The organism is Streptomyces sp. NPDC088746 (genome assembly GCF_044751065.1).
Taxonomy (GTDB): domain Bacteria; phylum Actinomycetota; class Actinomycetes; order Streptomycetales; family Streptomycetaceae; genus Streptomyces.
The window spans coordinates 106,835-124,808 of sequence record NZ_JBIVLA010000002.1 but is presented as its reverse complement, the minus strand read 5'-3'; the positions used below and the strand labels follow the sequence as shown (position 1 = coordinate 124,808).

General features: G+C 72.3%; 16 protein-coding genes. 3 read left to right on the top strand and 13 right to left on the bottom strand.

Annotation, left to right across the window (positions count from 1 at the left end; translation table 11 throughout):
• Positions 1–77: 77 nt before the first annotated feature.
• The 10 genes from ACIP63_RS07915 to ACIP63_RS07870 form a co-directional block, all read right to left on the bottom strand.
• Positions 78–1,715 (bottom strand): DoxX family membrane protein, encoded by a 1,638-nt coding sequence (locus tag ACIP63_RS07915; protein WP_401512487.1) that lies wholly within the window; start codon positions 1,713–1,715, stop codon positions 78–80.
• Between the two features lie 206 nt (positions 1,716–1,921).
• The gene (rlmB, locus tag ACIP63_RS07910; RefSeq protein WP_401512485.1) at positions 1,922–2,878 is read right to left on the bottom strand and encodes a 23S rRNA (guanosine(2251)-2'-O)-methyltransferase RlmB; all 957 of its coding nucleotides are present in this window, start codon (positions 2,876–2,878) and stop codon (positions 1,922–1,924) included.
• 106 nt (positions 2,879–2,984) lie between these two features.
• The gene (gene cysS, locus ACIP63_RS07905) at positions 2,985–4,382 is read right to left on the bottom strand and encodes a cysteine--tRNA ligase (RefSeq protein ID WP_401512483.1); all 1,398 of its coding nucleotides are present in this window, start codon (positions 4,380–4,382) and stop codon (positions 2,985–2,987) included.
• A 60-nt stretch (positions 4,383–4,442) separates the two neighbouring features.
• A complete protein-coding gene (locus ACIP63_RS07900; protein WP_401512481.1) occupies positions 4,443–5,699 on the bottom strand; it encodes an MFS transporter in 1,257 nt (418 codons plus the stop codon).
• Between the two features lie 146 nt (positions 5,700–5,845).
• On the bottom strand, positions 5,846–7,558 hold the full coding sequence (locus tag ACIP63_RS07895; protein ID WP_401512479.1) for an ABC transporter permease subunit: 1,713 nt from the start codon (positions 7,556–7,558) through the stop codon (positions 5,846–5,848).
• Positions 7,559–7,562: 4 nt separating this feature from the next.
• Positions 7,563–9,080 (bottom strand): ABC transporter substrate-binding protein, encoded by a 1,518-nt coding sequence (locus tag ACIP63_RS07890; protein ID WP_401512477.1) that lies wholly within the window; start codon positions 9,078–9,080, stop codon positions 7,563–7,565.
• Positions 9,081–9,107: 27 nt separating this feature from the next.
• The gene (locus ACIP63_RS07885; protein ID WP_401512475.1) at positions 9,108–9,737 is read right to left on the bottom strand and encodes a GNAT family N-acetyltransferase; all 630 of its coding nucleotides are present in this window, start codon (positions 9,735–9,737) and stop codon (positions 9,108–9,110) included.
• A 107-nt stretch (positions 9,738–9,844) separates the two neighbouring features.
• A complete protein-coding gene (gene ispF, locus ACIP63_RS07880) occupies positions 9,845–10,357 on the bottom strand; it encodes a 2-C-methyl-D-erythritol 2,4-cyclodiphosphate synthase (RefSeq protein ID WP_401512474.1) in 513 nt (170 codons plus the stop codon).
• Positions 10,347–11,111 carry a 2-C-methyl-D-erythritol 4-phosphate cytidylyltransferase gene (gene ispD / locus ACIP63_RS07875; RefSeq protein ID WP_401512472.1) on the bottom strand — a complete coding sequence of 255 codons (765 nt, stop codon included), beginning with the start codon at positions 11,109–11,111 and terminating at the stop codon, positions 10,347–10,349. Before ispD ends, ispF begins: the two co-directional genes overlap by 11 nt.
• A gap of 441 nt (positions 11,112–11,552) precedes the next feature.
• Positions 11,553–12,035 carry a CarD family transcriptional regulator gene (locus ACIP63_RS07870; protein WP_006380568.1) on the bottom strand — a complete coding sequence of 161 codons (483 nt, stop codon included), beginning with the start codon at positions 12,033–12,035 and terminating at the stop codon, positions 11,553–11,555.
• 649 nt (positions 12,036–12,684) lie between these two features.
• Here ACIP63_RS07870 and ACIP63_RS07865 point away from each other — a divergent pair.
• The gene (locus ACIP63_RS07865) at positions 12,685–13,359 is read left to right on the top strand and encodes a DUF461 domain-containing protein (RefSeq protein WP_401512470.1); all 675 of its coding nucleotides are present in this window, start codon (positions 12,685–12,687) and stop codon (positions 13,357–13,359) included.
• A 60-nt stretch (positions 13,360–13,419) separates the two neighbouring features.
• Here ACIP63_RS07865 and ACIP63_RS07860 read toward each other — a convergent pair whose 3' ends face one another.
• Positions 13,420–14,100 carry a response regulator transcription factor gene (locus ACIP63_RS07860; protein ID WP_014047499.1) on the bottom strand — a complete coding sequence of 227 codons (681 nt, stop codon included), beginning with the start codon at positions 14,098–14,100 and terminating at the stop codon, positions 13,420–13,422.
• Entirely contained in the window at positions 14,097–15,365 is a 1,269-nt protein-coding gene (locus ACIP63_RS07855) for a sensor histidine kinase (protein WP_401512468.1), read from the bottom strand. Before ACIP63_RS07855 ends, ACIP63_RS07860 begins: the two co-directional genes overlap by 4 nt.
• Before the next feature lie 195 nt (positions 15,366–15,560).
• On the opposite strand from ACIP63_RS07855, the gene phoU reads away from it, so the two are divergent.
• Entirely contained in the window at positions 15,561–16,238 is a 678-nt protein-coding gene (phoU, locus tag ACIP63_RS07850; RefSeq protein ID WP_099174137.1) for a phosphate signaling complex protein PhoU, read from the top strand.
• Between the two features lie 197 nt (positions 16,239–16,435).
• Positions 16,436–16,579, top strand: coding sequence for a hypothetical protein (locus ACIP63_RS07845; protein ID WP_401512466.1), 144 nt, complete (start codon positions 16,436–16,438; stop codon positions 16,577–16,579).
• Between the two features lie 123 nt (positions 16,580–16,702).
• Here the strand turns inward: ACIP63_RS07845 and ACIP63_RS07840 are convergent, their stop codons facing one another.
• Entirely contained in the window at positions 16,703–17,974 is a 1,272-nt protein-coding gene (locus ACIP63_RS07840) for an MDR family MFS transporter (RefSeq protein WP_401512465.1), read from the bottom strand.

Here is a 17,974-nt window from a genome sequence, read left to right as displayed (position 1 = left end):
CTGAGACCCGGCCCCGTACGTAGGCGAGGACGGTCACCGGGCTCCGGTGACCGTCCTCGTGGTGGGTGACGCGTGCGTCAGCCGAGCAGCCCGCCGATGGGGTTCTGCCCGGCGCCGCCGGACGAGCCGCCGTCGGATCCGCCGCCGGTGGAACCCCCGTCGTCCGAGCCGCCGGTGGTGCCGCCCGAGCCGTCGGAACCCGACGAGCTGGGGCCCGCGTCGCCCGTGGGGGGTTCCTGCGGGGCCGGCTCCTGCGGGGGCGCCTGGCCGGTGCCCTGGGTCTGGCTGGGCTGACCGGTGTTCGCCCCGGCCGTCGGGCCGGAGCCACGCCCGGAGCCGGAGCCCGGGGTCGTCTCCTCGGCCGACGGGGTGCCGGGGGCGCTGGAGGGGGATGTCTCGGGGGTGCGGTTGTCCGGGGTCCTGGAGGGCTTGCCCTTCCTGTCCTTGGACTTCTCGGGGAGCGGGGAACCGGGCAGCTGGTTCGTCGGGTAGCTGTCAGGGCCCGGCACGGTGACGACCTCGGTGGAGCGGACGGCGCCGCCGAGCATGGAGCCGACCAGCAGGGTCAGGCCGACGACGACGGTGGCGACCGCGCTGCCGCGGCGCAGTACGCGGCGGCGGAGGTCCCAGATGCCGGAGCGCGGGCCGAGGGTGCGCCAGGCCTCCCCGGCGAGGCGTCCGTCGAGGGAGTAGACGGGGGCGCCGGCGATGACGAGCGGGCTCCAGGCGGCCAGCAGGATGATGTCGGGGGTGTCGTAGGCGGCGGCGGTGCGCCAGCTGACCGTCACCAGGATGGCGGCGGAGAGCAGGGCGCCGAAGGCCGCTGCGACCCGCTGCCAGAGCCCGAGGACGGTGAGGACTCCGACGACGACCTGGAGGAAGGCGACGGAGAGGCCGGCGGCGACGGGGTGGCCGAGCGCGAAGTCGCGCAGGGGTTCGGCGGCGGTCCAGGGGTGCAGCGAGGTCAGCCACTTGACCATGGAGCCGCGGTCGCCGCCGTCGAAGTAGGCGGGGTCGCAGAGCTTGCCCATGCCGGCGTAGATGGCGAGGAAGCCGAGGATGACGCGCAGCGGGAGGAGCACGACCCCGAGGTTCATCCGGCGGCCGGGGTAGTAGGCGTGCCGGACGGTGTCGTTGGCGTGGCGTCGTTCCCCGGCGGAGGTGCCGTCCTGGCCCTCGGTGTCGGGGTCGTCGTCGTAGGTGAGGTCGTACGCGTCGCGGGCCTGGGTGTCGGCGGCGTCGTACGCTCCGACGGCCTGCCGCATGGGAGGCAGCAGCGGGCCGGTGCGGCCCCCGGGCTGGTGGGGGGGCCGGAGTACGGGGTTGGGCTGGGTCTCGTCGAGGCGCGGGATGACCTGCGTGCCGCCGCCCGCGTCGTCGTGGCCCGGGCCGAAGTCGCCGCCGGTGCGGGAGTCGAGATGGCCGGCGGTGGAGTTCCGTACGGCCTGCAGGAGTCCGGTCGCTCCGGGGTCACCCGGTTCGGACCTGCCGCTCCAGACGACGGGGGCCCGCCTGCGGCCGCCCGCGCCGCTCATGGCGGGGATCCTGGCCGGTCCGGCGGGGCCCACGGGGCGCAGACGGGTGCGCTGGCCCGGGGCGAGCTGCACCCGGAAGCTGGCGTGGCTGACGATGACCTGCGCGGGGTCGCTGTCCACCTTCGTCATGCTCAGGGCGGGTTGGTCGTCGAACCGAGGCGTTCTGGTGTCCACACTCATCTAACCGAGTGATGTGTGATTAGGACACTGCCTTGACGCGTCCGAAGTGTCCGAGACCCGTCAACAGTCCTCCGCGGTGCGCGGGTCCGCGTACGCGCGCACGTCCTCGGGGCGGGACGTGGGTCCTCCAGGGGGCGTATCCCGCCCGGTGGGCGGGGGCCCCGCGTGCCGCGTCGGCCGCGGGGCCAGGTCCCGTGCGGTGGGGGTCACGCCCGGCGGCGTGCGACCTCGTACATCACGATGCCGGCGGCGACGCCGGCGTTGAGGGATTCGGCGCCGCCCGGCATGGAGATGCGGACGCGGTAGTCGCAGGTCTCGCCGACGAGGCGGCCGAGGCCCTTGCCCTCGCTGCCGATGACGACGACGACGGGGCCGCCGAGGGCTTCGAGGTCCTCGACGGTGTGCTCGCCGTCGGCGGCCAGGCCGACGATCGCGATGCCTTCCTTCTTGTACGCCTCGAGTGCGCGGGTCAGGTTGGTGACCCGGGAGACGGGCGTGCGGGCGGCGGTGCCCGCCGAGGACTTCCAGGCTCCGGCGGTCATGCCGGCGGCGCGGCGTTCGGGCACGACGACGCCGTGGCCGCCGAAGGCGGAGACGGAGCGGACGATGGCGCCGAGGTTGCGAGGGTCGGTGACACCGTCGAGGGCGACGATGAGGGGGTCCTCACCGTTGTCGTAGGCGGCGGCGGTGAGGTCCTGCGGGTCCGCGTACTCGTAGGGCGGGACCTGGAGGACGAGGCCCTGGTGGTTCAGGCCGTTCGTCATCCGGTCGAGCTCGGGGCGCGGGGCCTCCATGAGGTGGATGTTGCCGCGCTCACCGGCGAGCTGGAGTGCCTCGCGGACCCGCTCGTCGTTGTCGATGTACTGCTGGACGTAGAGGGTGGTGGCGGGCACGCCGTCGCGGAGAGCCTCGAAGACCGGGTTACGGCCGACGACCATCTCCGAGGTGCCCTTGACGCCGCCGCGCCGGGGGGCGGGGCGGCGGTTGGCGGCCTGCTTGGCCTTGGCGGTGGCCATGCGGTTCTTCTTGTGCTTCTTACGCTCCTCGGCGGGCGGCGTCGGTCCCCGGCCTTCGAGGCCACGGCGACGCTGCCCACCGCTGCCGACCTGCATGCCCTTCTTGTTGGACGTGCGGCGGTTCCTGCGCTGGCTGTTCCCGGCCATGACCTACCTGTTTCGTTGCTTCAGAAAGACGTCGTCAAGTGAAAGTGTGCCGCCCGGACGGCCGGGCGGCACATTTGCGCTGCTCACGCATGGTGCGAAGGTCCGCTCAGCGCGGTCCGAGTGTCCACCGGGGTCCGCTGGGGCTGTCCTCGATGACGAGGCCGGACTGGTTGAGCTGGTCGCGGATGGCGTCGGCGGCGGGCCAGTCCTTGCGTTCCCGCGCGGACTGGCGCTGGTCGAGGACGAGGCGTACGAGCGTGTCGACGACGCCGTGGAGGTCCTCGCCGCGGTCGCTCTCGCCGGCCCAGTGGGGGTCGAGGGGGTCGAGTCCGAGGACGCCGAGCATCGCGCGGACCTCGGCGAGGCGGGCGACGGCGGCTTCCTTGTCGTCGGCGGCGAGGGCGGAATTGCCCTGCCGGACGGTGGTGTGGACGATCGCGAGTGCCTGCGGCACACCGAGGTCGTCGTCCATGGCCTCGGCGAACGCGGGCGGCACCTCGGCGGCGGCCTCGACGGGTCCGGCCTTCTCGACCACGCGCTGGACGAAGCCCTCGATCCGCGCGAACGCGGACTCGGCTTCGCGCAGCGACTCCTCGCTGTACTCGATCATGGAGCGGTAGTGCGGGGTGCCGAGGTAGTAGCGCAGGACGATAGGCCGCCACTGCTTGACCATCTCGCTGACCAGCACGGAGTTGCCGAGGGACTTCGACATCTTCTCGCCGGCCAGGGTGACCCAGCCGTTGTGCACCCAGTACTTCGCGAACTCGTCGCCGAAGGCCTTGGCCTGGGCGATCTCGTTCTCGTGGTGCGGGAAGATCAGGTCGATGCCGCCGCCGTGGATGTCGAAGGCGCTGCCGAGGTACTTGTGCGCCATGGCGGAGCACTCGAGGTGCCACCCGGGCCGGCCGCGGCCCCAGGGCGTCTCCCAGCTGGGCTCGCCGGGCTTGGCGGCCTTCCACATGGCGAAGTCGCGCTTGTCGCGCTTGCCGGTCTCGTTGTCGCCGGAGGGCTGCCGCAGGTCGTCGAGGTCCTGGTTGGAGAGCTCGAGATATCCCTCGTACGAGCGGACGTCGAAGTAGACGTTGCCATCGGCCTCGTAGGCGTGGCCGCGCTCGATGAGGCCGCGCATCATCTCGACCATCTCGGTGATGTGGCCGGTGGCCCGCGGCTCGTACGTGGGCGGGAGGCAGCCCAGGGCGTCGTAGCCGGCGTTGAACGCGCGCTCGTTCTCGTAGCCGATGGCCCACCAGGGGCGGCCCTGCTCGGCGGACTTCCTGATGATCTTGTCGTCGATGTCGGTGACATTCCGGATGAACGTCACGTCGTACCCGCGGTATTCGAACCAGCGGCGCATGATGTCGAAGTTCAGCCCGGACCTGATGTGCCCGATGTGCGGGGCGGCCTGCACCGTGGCGCCACAGAGGTAGATCGAGACACAGCCCGCTGTGAGCGGGACGAAGTCACGGATCTGCCGGGCGTTGGTGTCATGCAGGCGAATAGTCACCCCTCAAGGGTAGTGGGCCCGCAGCCGTGCCCAGCGCCCCCTGTGGAAAACGTGTCACAACTAATCGGTGACGGTGCCGACGGACTCCGGCGTGCGCCGCCCGGTGGGCAGGGTCAGGGAGAGCGCGGCACCGGCGAGGGGGACGGCGGCGAGCACCGTCCAGAGGACGGGTCCGGGGGCGCCGAGGAGCGTGCCGGTGGCGGCGCTGCCCACGAGGACGGCGAGGCCCGACACGGAGGACAGGGCCCCGGTGGCGAGCCCGAGCCGCCGGTCGTCGACCAGGTCCGGTAGGAGGCCCCGGGCGGCGGGGACCAGCAGCATCTGGCCGAGCGTGAGCAGGACGACGAGGACCGCCCCGGGGAGCAGTCCGGCGGGCCCGTCCGGCGCGAGGGGCACTGCGGCGAATCCGGCGGCGACGACGGCGAGCCCCGCGACGAGGGCGGTCCGGGGTGCGACGCGGTGGGCGGACCAGCGGGTCAGCGGCAGCTGGGCGGCGACGACGAGCAGGGAGGAGAGCGCGAAGAGTGCGCCGAGCGCGCTCTGGGAGCCGGTGGCCCGCTCCACCTCCGCCGGCAGGGCGAGGTAGAGCTGGTTGTAGGAGACGAGATAGGTGCTGTAGGCGAGGCAGAGCACGAGGAAGGGGCGGTTGGCGAAGACCTGGCGGAGGGGGGCGGTGTCCGTCGGGCCGGTGCGGACGCGGCGCGGCCGTCGGGGCATGAGGCGGGCGTGTCCGGCGAGTACGCCGACGAAGACGACGGCCCCGGCGAGACATGCCGTGCGGAAGTCTCCTCCCAGGAGCAGCAGCAGGCTGCCGAGCAGGGGCCCGAGGAAGGCCCCGGCCTGGCCGGCGGCGGAGAAGACGGCCAGCACCTGGGCGCGCGGCGTCCCTGTCCCGGTCTCGTGGGCGACGGCGGCCCTGGCGGTCTCGGATTCGACGGCGGGTGAGAAGAGGGCGGCGGCGAAGCCGATGAGGAGGACGGCGCCGATGACGGTGGCGGTGGTGCCGGCCTGGGCGAGCCAGCAGAATCCGGCGATGCGCAGCACGCAGCCGGTGAGGACGACGGGCCGGGGGCCGTAGCGGTCGGTGAGGGCGCCTCCGACGACGAAGAGGCCCTGCTGGCTGAAGGTGCGCAGGCCCAGCACGAGGCCGACGAGCCACCCGGCCATGCCGAGGCCGTCGCCGAGGTGTGCGGCGAGGTAGGGCAGGACCGCGTAGAAGCCGGTGTTGAAGGCGAACTGGGTGGCGGTCAGGAGCCGGAGGTAGGGCGTGAGCCCCCGGGCGGCGCCGGACCGGGTGTGCGTCGCGGGAGTCGTCATCGGTGCCGCCCGCCGCGTACGGCGCGGGTGTGCGTCGCCGGAGTCGTCATCGGTGCCGCCCGCCGCGTACGGCGCGGGTGTGCGTCGCCGGAGTCGTCATCGGTGCCGCCCGCCGCAGACGGCGCAGGTGTGCGTCGCGAACGCGGTCATCGGTGCCGCCTGCCGCGTACGGCCGCCGAGGTCAGCACCGCGAGCGCGCCGAGGGCCGCGAGGGCGGCGGCGGGGGCGAGGACGGCCCAGGGGACGCGTTCGGCGTAGGGCATGTTCTCGGAGAGCATGCGGCCCCACTCCGGCGCGGGGGCGGGGGTGCCGAGGCCCAGGAAGCCGAGGGAGGCGAGCGCCAGGGCGATGGCGGGGACGCGCAGGACGGCGTGGCGTACGACGGGTGGCAGGACGCCCGGCAGGATGTGGCGGCGCAGCCGGTGCCACGGTCCGGCGCCGAGGGCGCGGGCCACGGCGACGTGCGGGGCGGCGCGTTCCTGGGCGTACAGCGCGGAGGTGTGGGCGGCGAGCGGTGCCCAGGCGACGGCGGCGACGGCGGCGGCCGCGCCCCAGGGGCCGGGGCCCGCGATCCCCGCGACGACGAGGCCGGCCAGGACCGCGGGCAGGGCGTTGGCCGTCTCGGTGAGGGCTCCGGCGCGGGCCGCCCCGGCGAGCAGCCCCAGGAGGAGCGTGACGGCGCCGACGGCGACCGCGGTGAGCACGGTCCGGGCCGCCCCGTGGCCGAGGCGGGCGAGGACGTCGCGGCCCAGGGAGTCGGTGCCCAGCGGGTGAGCGGCCGAGGGGGACGCGAGGCGGGCGGCGGTGTCGGCGTACAGGGGATCGCGCAGCAGGCCCGTGAGGACGACGGCGACGAGGAGGGCTCCCAGGACCGCCGCCCCGACGGCCACGGTGCGGCGCGCGGGGAGGGGCGGTGCGACGAGCGGGGGGAGGGCGCCGTCGGCCCGGGCGGGGCCGAGCAGGGCCCTGGAGCCGAGCCGGGCCGCGAGCCCGGCCGCGACGCCCAGGAGGAGCAGGAGCAGCACGCAGGCCTGGAGGACGGGCAGGTCCTGGGCCAGGGCGGCGGCCAGGGCCGTACCGCCGAGTCCGGGGACGGCGTAGAGCGTCTCGACGGCGACCGCCCCGCCGGTGAGCCCGACGACGACGAGGCCGAGCTGGGGCAGCAGTGCGGGCAGGGTGCGGCGCAGGGCGTGGGCGGCGATCCGGCGGGCGGGCATCCCGTGGGCGGTGGCGGCGCGCGCCCAGGGTTCGGTGAACGCGGCGGGCAGCGCGTCGTCGAGCAGCCGCCCGAGGAGCGCGCCGGCGGGGACGCCCATGGCGAGGGCGGGCAGGACGAGCTGCTCGGGCCCGCCCCAGCCGAGGGCGGGGAACCAGCCCAGCTGTACGGCCAGGACGGTGGCCAGCACCGCGGCGAGGAGAAACTCCGGCAGGGCGGCGAGCACGGCCGCGCCGACGCCCGCCCGGGTGGTGACGAGCCGGCGGCGGGCGCCCCGCCGGAGCGTTCCGGCGACGAGGGCGAGCGCCAGGAGTACGGCGACGGCGAGCGAGGCGCCCATGAGGGTGAGGGAGACGCCGAGCGCGGAGGTCACGTCGGGGCCGACGGGCTGCCCGGAGACCCAGGACTCCCCCAGGTCGCCGCGGAGCAGTCCGGACGCCCAGTTGCCGAGTACGTGCAGCGGGCCGCCGTCGAGGCCGGTCTCGGCACGGATGGCGTCGAGCACGGCCGGTGTGGGCGGACGGTCCGCGTAGCGGGCGTGCAGGATGGTCAGCGCCGGATCGGTGCGGGTCAGCCTGGGCAGCAGACCGATGACGGCGAGGACGGCCAGGAGCGCGCCCAGCCGTCCGGCCAGGTACTTCACGCGGTCACCCGACGCGGGTGTCGGCGGTGATGAGGGTGCGTTCCATGGGGTCGAGTGCGACGCCTTCGACGCGGGCGTCGTCGTAGCCCTGGACGAAGCGCTCGTGGACGAGCGGTACGAGGGCGTCGGCGCCGAGGACGGCGGCCTCGGCGGTCATCTCGGCGGTGTGCCGGGCGTCCGTACCGGTCAGCGAGGCGGCCTTGCCGACGGCGGCGTCGACCCGCTCGTCGCAGAGCTGGGAGATGTTGAAGCTGCCGTCGCAGGTGAAGTCGGAGGCCAGGTAGGAGACGGGGTCGGCGGTGTCCAGCAGGGTGTTGCGGGCCTGGATGAAGGCGTCGTATTTCCCGGCGAGCGCGTCGGCCTCCATCTGCGCGTAGTCGCGGACGACCTGCTTGACGGTGAACCCGCGCTTCTCCAGCTGCTGCTGGACGAGCGTCGCGACCTCGGGGAGCTCGGGCCGGTTGGTGTAGGTGGCGAGGACGATCTCCTTCGTCTTCGCCACCTCGGCGCGGCTCGCCGCCTGGGTCCGGCCGGTGGGCGTGGTGCGCTTCCCGGCGGCCCAGGGGATGCCGGGGCCGAGGAGTCCCTGTGCGGTGTCGGCGCGGCCCTCGTACACCCCGTCGACCAGGGCCTTGGAGTCGACGGCCTCGCGGGCGGCGGCGCGCATGGCCGGGTCGGCGAAGACGCCGCGCTCGGTGTTGAGCGAGAGGCCGTTGGTCCGGGCGGACGGGAACTCGTGGACGTACGCGTCGCCGAGCAGGGATGCCTGCGCGATCGGTACGTACTCGGCGACGTCGACGGTCTTCGTGCGCAGTGCGTTGGCGCGGGCGGTGCCGTCCGCGGCGAAGGTGACGTCGACGCCCGGGGCCTCGGCCTTGTCGCCCCAGTAGTCGGCGTTGCGTTCGAGAGTGGCGGCGACCGCGCCCTTGACGTCGGTCAGGGTGAACGGGCCGGTGGCGTGCCCGGCGGGGTTCACCTTGCCGTTCTTGTAGGCGCCGGCGGACAGGATCGTGAGGGAGGGGTTGGCGAGTCGCTGCGGAAGCAAGGGGTCGGCTTCCTCGGTGACGATCCGTACGGTGTCCTGGCCCGCGGCGGTGGCCTTCGGGGTGGTGTCGGAGAGCACCCGGGGCAGCGGGGACGCCTTGCTCGCGGCGGTGAGGGACCGGGCGACCGCGTCGGCGTCGACCTTCGCACCGTCCTGGAAGACGGCGTCGCGGAGGGTGAACGTCCAGGTGGTGGGGTTGTCCTGCTTCCAGGACGTGGCGAGGGCGGGCTTCGCCGCGCCGTTCTCGTCCAGGGTGGTGAGGCCCTCGATGACGGCGAGCCGGCTGAGGGTGACCGCGTCGTCCCCGTACGGGGACATGGCCTGGGCGGGCGGGAAGGCCATGACGACCCGGAGCCGCTGTGCGTCGCCGGACGCTCCGGAGCCGCTCGACGAGGAACAGGCGGCGAGCGGGAGCAGCAGGGCGGCTGTGGCGGCGATGACCGGCAGCGGGAAGCGGCGGCTTCGGGACGTAGGCATGACGGAGACCCTATGTGAAAACGATTGTCATCTGATATTCGGGGTGGTCATCCGGGCCGCCCCCGAGGGCCCCTGGAGTTCGGGCATCGGCAGCTCGAAATGGATGATGCCCTGCCCGCCACCCGGCAGCGCGCGCTCGTCGCAGACCTCATGGGCGAGCGACCGCCAGAACGGCTCGGCGCCCGGCACGGCCGGATCGGTGTGCAGATAGAGCGAGGTGTAGCCGCCCGCCCGGGCGGCGAAGGCCCCGAGCTCCCGCACCAGCCTGCGGGCCAGGCCGTGCCTGCGGTGATCGGGGCGTACGTAGATCCTGCACAGCTGCGCCGTCGACCCGGAGGGGAAGCGGTCCGCGACCCACTGCGGATTGGGCGGCGCCTGCGGTCCCCGGTCCCGTACCGCCCCGGTCGCCACGACCTCGTCGCCGCGCACGACGACCAGGAGGGTGCAGCGTTCGGGGCGCAGATAGGCGCCCTCGAGGTCGATGATGTCGGCGTGCCAGCGGGGCACGTAGCCGGAGCGCAGGTCGTGGTAGACGGTGTCCAGCATGACGGCGCGGGCGCCGCCGACGTCCTGGGCGGTGGCGGTCCGCAGGACGTATCCGTCCGCTCCGGCCGGCGCTTCCGGCCTCGTCGTCGCCCCGGCGGTCGTGCTCACCACTGACGCTCACCCTCGCTCTCGGCCGTAACGGCACATCACTTGCCGCACCAGCGTACGTGCAAGCGATGTGCAATAAGGGGGGCGGGGTCGGGGCTACGGGACAGCCCTCAGCCGGCGGCGCGGTAGACCAGGGCGGTCGCGATGCCCGCGATGCCCTCGCCTCGGCCGGTGAAGCCGAGACCGTCGGAGGTCGCGGCCGAGAGCGAGACGGGGGCGCCGACGGCGTCGGAGAGCACCTTCTGGGCCTCGTCGCGCCGCTTACCGATCTTCGGCCGGAGACCGACGACCTGCACGGCGACGTTGCCGATGGCGAAGCCCTCGGCGCGGACGATCCGGGCGGCCTCCGTGAGCAGGGTGACACCGGAGGCGCCCGACCACTCCGGGCGGCCGGTCCCGAAGTGCTGCCCCAGGTCACCGAGTCCTGCGGCCGAGAACAGGGCGTTGCAGGCGGCGTGCGCCACCACGTCGGCGTCGGAGTGGCCGGCGAGGCCGGGGCCCTCGCCCTCCCACAGCAGGCCCGCGCACCAGAGCTCGCGGCCCTCCTCGAAGGCGTGGATGTCGGTCCCGATACCGACGCGCGGGATCAGGGGAGCCGGCTGCGTCGTTGCCTCAGAATCCATCGTTCGCCCTCCGGCGTGCGAGAACGGCCTCCGCCAGGACCAGGTCCAGGGGGCGGGTCACCTTGAACGCTTCCTCGTGCCCGGGTACGACGACGACCGGCGCGCCCAGCCGCTCGACCATGCCCGCGTCGTCGGTCGCGCCCTCGCCGTCGACGGCCACACTCGCGTGCGCCTCGACGAGCGTGGACCGGTCGAAGCCCTGGGGCGTCTGCACGGCCCGCAGCCGCGCCCGTACGGGGGTCGAGAGGACCGGCTCCGGCACACCCGGCTCCCCCGGCTCGACCTCCTTGACGGTGTCGGCGAGGGGAAGCGCGGGAACGACGGCCGGGGCCCCTTCCCGTACGGCCTCGATGACGGCGTCCACGGTGTCGACCGGCACGAGGGGCCGGGCCGCGTCATGGACGAGGACGACGGAGACGTCGTCCGGCAGGGCGTCGAGGCCGAGCTTCACCGACTCCTGGCGTGTCGCACCGCCGGCGACGACGACGTAGTCGGTGCGCTCGGGCAGCGCGTGCCCGTCGATGAGGTTCTTGACCTCGGCGGCCCCGTCCGGGGGCGCGACCACGACGACGAGGCTGACGGCCCGGGAGGCGGCCATGGCCCGTACGGCGTGGATCAGCATGGGGGTGCCGCCGAGCGTGCGCAGCGCCTTCGGGGCGCCGGGGCCGAGCCGGACTCCGCGGCCCGCCGCGGGGATCACGGCAGCGGTGCGGGAAGGGCTCGGTTCAGCGGGCATCGGTGACATCGGTGACATCGGTTGCACTCCGAAGCTTCGGCAGGTTTGTTTCCACGGCCGACATGGGTATGGCCTGGGCGTGCCCCGACCGTAGGCCGGGGGACGAGCCGGGCGCGACGCCTCGACCTGACCGGGACCCCTTCCGTGACCCCCGGTCGGACGAGCCGCGGCAGGGCCCGGTGGAGGTTGCCGAGGGGACGGCAGCGGGTGCGTCGGCAGCTTTCCGGGACGGATCTTCTTCTCGGGTCCGCACATGCCGCTCGGGACATACCGCTCGGGCCCGAACATGCCGCAGCGCCCGACGACTGCCGTGAAAACGGCTGGTCAGCGGGCACCGCTGCATATTTCCTGGACACCGGATCCGGCTGGTCGGCGTCATCCGGTCACCGGCGTGGTCCGGTCACCGGTGTCCGGTCACCTTGGTCACCAGTGTCACCTTGGTCACCGGTGTCGTCCGGTTCAGGACGCGAGGACCTCGTCGAGCAGGGCCTCGGCCTTGTCCTCGTTCGTGTTCTCCGCGAGAGCGAGCTCGCTCACCAGAATCTGGCGGGCCTTGGCGAGCATGCGCTTCTCACCTGCGGAGAGTCCACGCTCGCGCTCGCGACGCCACAGGTCACGCACCACTTCGGCGACCTTGATGACATCGCCCGAGGCGAGCTTCTCGAGATTTGCCTTGTAGCGTCGGGACCAGTTCGTCGGCTCTTCGGCGTACGGTGCGCGCAGCACCTCGAAGACCCGGTCCAGCCCCTCCTGCCCGACTACGTCACGCACACCGACGAACTCCGCATTGTCCGCCGGTACACGAACCGTCAAGTCGCCCTGGGCGACCTTGAGCACCAAGTAGGTCTTGTCCACGCCTTTGATCTGGCGAGTTTCGATAGCCTCGATCAGCGCGGCCCCGTGATGGGGATAGACCACGGTGTCGCCAACCTTGAACGTCATGTGACAGGTACCCCTTCCGTGGCTATCCAGAGTAACACGAGAACGGCTTCTCCTGAATGGCGTTTTCGCAGGTCAGGGCATATCTCGGGGCTTGACAACTGAGACACGAACGTGCTGCGGGAGCCTTCCGGAAGGCGATATTCGCAGGTCGGAGCGGGCGTACGACCGAGCCGAAACACGCGCGTCACAGGTGCCGGAAGCCCTCAAGAAGGTGCCGAACGTCCCGTTTTGCCGGATTCCGGATGGTGAACTTTCTGTACTCCGTTCGGCCCTCGATCACCCGTACGGCTCTTAGCGTGCGTGGTCATTGAAATTGATCAACGGCCTGGGGCCGGGTGGATTATGCGCGGGAAATGCGCCACCGCCGGAAATCGATCATCGGCACATCAACGCGCCGCTCACCGCGCTTTGTGAACACCGTGCGAATCGTCATGCCCGGGGAGACGGCCGGGGGATGTCGGAACCACGGCCGGCGGCGCCGGTCCGCAGCTCGGGCGTCCGCAGGGGCGGGTCGGGTGCGGGCCCAGGACGGCGGCTCGGTAACCTGAGGCCGCTGACACACACTTAGGGCGGCTTTACGGCCGCTCGGGCCTTCCTGTCCGCAGAGTCCGAAGTCCGCAGTCCGAACGTTCAAGGAGTTGCCGCCGCCGTGAGCCGCAGCCTTCGACACGGCGCCTTCGCCGCCACTGCCCTCGTGTTCTCGATCGCCGCGCTGTCCGCGTGCAGTGCCGGCAACAACGCGCAGACGCTTCAGGTCAGGCCGGACAACGCAGCCACCGCTGTCGACTCCATCAAGATCCAGAACCTGAACATCATCACCCAGCCCGAGCCGGACGCCGAGGGCCCGGCGGTCATCGCCGCCACCCTCTTCAACGACGGCCCGAAGCGTGAGGTCGTGGAGACGATCGCCCTGCCGGGCACCAACGCGACGGTGGCGCTGAAGCCCGCCAAGGGCAAGGGGCCGCTCGTGGTCCCGGCCGGCGGACGGCTCATCATCGGCGGGAAGAACAACGCCTCGGCCGTGATCGAGAACGGCCGCCAGGCAGGGGCGAACGGCAACGTGCAGAACGTCGCCTTCACGTTCAGCGAGACCGGCGAGATCTCCCTCGGTGCCGCCATCGTCCCGGCGACCAGCTTCTTCGAGGACTTCGGCCCGAGCGCACTGCCGTCGGCGAAGCCCACCCCCTCGGCCTCCGCGTCCGGGACGCCGGGTGCGTCCGAGAGCCCGGGTGCGTCCGAGACGCCGGGCGAGCAGTCCGGGAGCCCCTCGGGCGAGGCGACCGACACGGCCCCGCCGGCCGAGGGCGCAGCCGCCGAGCACTGATCGCGCGCGTGGGGGGTGTCTCCGCCGGAGACACCCCCCACGTAGCTCGCAGCCCTCGGTTTACGGCTCGAACTTGTAACCCAGGCCCCGCACCGTCACCAGGTAGCGCGGCGCCCCGGGGTCGGGCTCGATCTTGGCGCGCAGCCGCTTGACGTGGACGTCCAGGGTCTTGGTGTCGCCCACGTAGTCCGCGCCCCAGACCCGGTCGATCAGCTGCATGCGCGTGAGCACGCGCCCGGCATTGCGCAGGAGCATCTCGAGGAGGTCGAACTCCTTCAACGGGAGGTCGACCTTGCCGCCGGAGACGGTGACGACGTGACGGTCCACGTCCATCCGGACCGGGCCGGCCTCCAGGGCCGCCGGGGTGACCTCCTCCGGCTCTCCACGGCGGCGCAGGACCGCGCGGATGCGGGCCACGAGCTCCCGCGAGGAGAAGGGCTTGGTCACGTAGTCGTCGGCTCCTATTTCGAGGCCCACGACCTTGTCGATCTCGCTGTCCTTGGCGGTGACCATGATCACCGGAACGTTGGACCGGACGCGCAGCTGACGGCAGACCTCCGTGCCGGGCAGGCCCGGCAGCATCAGGTCGAGCAGCACGAGATCGGCGCCGTTGCGCTCGAACTCGTCGAGGCCGTCCGGGCCGGTGGCCGCGATGGCCACCTCGAAGCCTTCCTTGCGGAGCATGTAGGACAGGGCGTCGCTGAAGGATTCCTCATCCTCGACGACAAGCACTCGGGTCACGGAAGGGCCTCCGGGGCAGGGAATGGTTCAAAAGAATCGGTCTCGTACGGCCCGTCGTGGTCAACAGCACCGTTGACGACGAGCGATCCGCCGGTGGTACGACCCCGTACGACGCCCGACTCGGGCAGTCGCAGGGTGAACGTGGAGCCCTGTCCCTCCGAGCTCCATACGGTGACCTCCCCGCCGTGCGAGGCGGCCACATGCTTGACGATGGCGAGGCCGAGACCGGTGCCACCGGTGGCCCGTGAGCGGGCCGGGTCGACGCGGTAGAACCGCTCGAAGACGCGTTCACGGTCCTTCTCGGAGATGCCGATGCCCTGGTCGGTCACGGCTATCTCGATCAGATCCCCGCCGGGCGCGGCCAGCTTCCGGGCGGCGATGCCGACGCGTGTGCGGGCGGGGCTGTAGTTGACGGCATTCTCCACGAGATTGCCGAGGGCGGCCGCGAGCTGGCTCCGGTTGCCCCAGACGAAGAGGTCCGCGGTGCCGCCCGAGGCCATGGTGATCTGCTTCGAACCGGCCTGCTGGCGGCACCGGTCGATCGCCTCGTCGACCAGATCCTCCACCCGTACGGGTTCGGCGTCCTCCAGCGGGTCGTCGTTCTGCACCCGGGAGAGGTCGATCAGCTCCTGCACCAGGTTGGTCAGCCGGGTCGCCTCGATCTGCATGCGGCCGGCGAACCGCTCCACCGCCTCCGGGTCGTCGGAGGCGTCCATGACCGCCTCGGAGAGCAGGGAGAGCGCTCCGACCGGCGTCTTGAGCTCATGACTGACATTGGCGACGAAGTCACGCCGCACCGCTTCTATGCGACGGGCCTCCGTGAGGTCCTCGACCAGCAGGAGGACCAGGCGTGACCCCAGCGGGGCGACCCGGGCCGACACGGCGAGCGCCTCGCCCCTGCCCGTGCCGCGACGCGGCAGGTCCAGCTCGACCTGTCGTATCTCACCGTCGCGCCGGGTGTCCCTGGCCATGTGGAGCATCGGCTCGACCGCCAGGCGTCCGCCCCTGACCAGGCCCAGCGCATAAGCGGCGGAACTGGCCTTGACGACGCTGTCGCTCTCGTCGAGCACCACGGCCGACGAGCTGAGCACGGAGAGGACCGTGTCCACCCCCGGGGGCAGCGCGGCGTTGCTGTCGGGCCGCAGGGACGTACGCGTGGGCCGCTTCTGCTCGCGCTCGCTCCAGCGGAACGCCAGCATCGCGATCACACCGGTGCAGAGCCCGGCGATCGCGGCAGCTGCGGCGACCGCCGCGTTCACGTCCATGCCTCAAGGTTATGCGGGCTCGCCGACACTCTCCCAGCCATCCGGGTGCCATCTCGAACACTCGTCGCCCAGAGTTCACCAAGGGGATAGTGCCGGTTCACTTCGGGTGCCGGATCCCGACGCGTTGGCCCCGCACCGTGGCAACGTGGGGGTCGGCCCCAAGACCCCGGCCTCAGGATCTGGAGAGGGACTTCCATGCGCGACGCTTATCACGAGGAACTCGATTCGATCGGCGAGGACCTGGTCGAGATGGCCAGGCTCGTCGGCTCGGCGATCGGCCGGGCCACGACGTCCATGCTCGACGCCGATCTCAAGCTCGCCGAGAGCGTGATCGCCGCGGACCAGAAGGTCGACGACCTCCAGCACGACCTGGAGGCCCGCGCCATCGCGCTGCTGGCCCGCCAGCAGCCGGTCGCCACCGATCTGCGGATAGTGGTCACCTCGCTGCGGATGAGCGCCGACCTGGAGCGCTCGGGCGACCTCGCCCAGCACGTCGCCAAGCTGGCGCGGCTGCGCTTCCCCGAGTCGGCGGTGCCGCACGACCTGCACGCCACCATCCTGGAAATGGGGCAGCTCGCCCAGCGGCTGATGGCGAAGGCCGCCGAGGTGATCATCACGAAGGACGTCGACCTGGCGCTCCAGCTGGAGCAGGACGACGACGAGATGGACCTGCTGCACCGCACCCTGTTCCAGCACCTGATGGACGACCGCTGGAAGCACGGCATCGAGACCGCTGTCGACGTCACCCTGCTCGGCCGCTACTACGAGCGCTTCGCCGACCACGCCGTCTCGGTCGCCAAGCGGGTCGTCTACCTGGTCACGGGTGAGCACGCCGACGAGATCCAGGCGGCGACGCCGGTCGAGGGGGCGTAGTCGAGGGGGCGTAGGGGGGCGCGACCCTCCCGGCGGCCGCACATCTGTTCCCGCGCTCGTGCGCCGTTGATGCGCCCTCCGGGCTGGGCATGCAATGGGTGCGGGGGCGGCGCGGCATGCCTGCGGCCCCCGCCGTCGGCATGTGTGCCCCATACATGTGCCGTACGCCGTCGAGTCGTACGCCCTGAGGAGGGACCATGGCCGATTCCCCCATGACCGAACCCCAGCAGCAGGAGACCCCGACCGAGGTGGTGCAGCTGCCGTTGCTGGGAGCCTGCGGCTGCGGCTCGGGCTGCGGGTGCGGCTGCCAGTCCGGCGCGCCGTGCCAGTGCGGCGGCTGAGTCCGGCCGATTCCGGTGGCGGTGCCCCGCGACGGACGCGTGTCCGTCGCGGGGCAGCGGCGCCGCGAATTCCTGCTCCTCGGACCGCGGGCGCCTGCTCCTCTGGCCGCGGGCGCCTGCTTCTCAAACCGCGGGCTCGGTGACCGCCCGGTCCTCGGGCACCGGAGAGGCGGCGACCACGGGCTCCGGCAGGTCCAGGTTCCGCATCAGCAGCCAGTAGCCGAACGCGGCCACGGTGCCCAGGACCGCACAGGTCCCCCACAGCCAGGCGGCGCCGTAGTGGTCGATCACGAAGCCGGACATCAGCGGGGCGACGAGCGCCGCCACCGACCAGGACATCGTGTACATGCCCTGGTAGCGGCCCCGGCCGTGGGCCGGTGACAACTGCACGACGATGCCCGTCTGCGTCGGCGCGTTGACGATCTCGGCCAGGGTCCAGACGCACACCGTCAGGGCGTACACCCCGACCGATCCCGCGAAGGCGGTCAGCCCGAAGCCGTAGCCCGCGATCAGGGACGAGAGGATCAGCAGCCGTCGCGGGTCGCGATGCTGGATGAACCGGGTGACGGGGATCTGCAGGGCCACGATCAGCACACCGTTGACGGCGATGGCCGTGCCGAAGTCGGAGCTGGACAGCCCGTCCGTGCCCATGGCCACCGGCAGGCCCACGTACCCCTGCTGGAAGATCAGCGCGACCAGGAACGACAGCCCGACGACACCCATGTAGCGCCCGTCGCGCAGGACCGTACCCAGCCGCACGTCGTCCGCTGCGGGGGCACCCGCGGCCCGGGGCACCGGCTCGGGCCGGGATTCCGGCACCTTGAGGAAGACGAGGACGGCACACAGCAGCGTCAGGGCGGCCTCTCCCATGAAGCCGGCCAGATAGCTGTACTCGGCGATGAACCCCGCCCCGGCCGACGAGACGGCGAACCCCAGGTTGATGGCCCAGTAGTTGAGCGAGAAGGCCCGTACCCGGTCCTCGGGCCGGACGATGTCGGCCATCATCGCCTGCACGGCCGGCCGGGACGCGTTGCTCGCCATACCCACGACGAAGGCCACACCGGCGATCGCCACCGGATGGACCATGAAGCCGAGCACGGCCACGGACACGGCGGTCGAGAGCTGCGCGATCAGCATGGTCGGGCGCCGCCCCAGCCGGTCCGTCATCACCCCGGCACCCAGGGACGACACGACCCCGCCGAGCCCGTGCAGGGAGGCGACGAGACCGGCGTACGAGGCCGAGTAGCCCCGGTCCAGGGTCAGGTAGAGCGCCATGAACGTGGCGACGAACGCCCCGAGGCGGTTGACCAGCGTGCTGGTCCACAGCCACCAGAACTCCCTGGGGAGACCGGCGACCGTCTCGTGTGCCGCCTTTCTGAGACCAGCGACAGACAT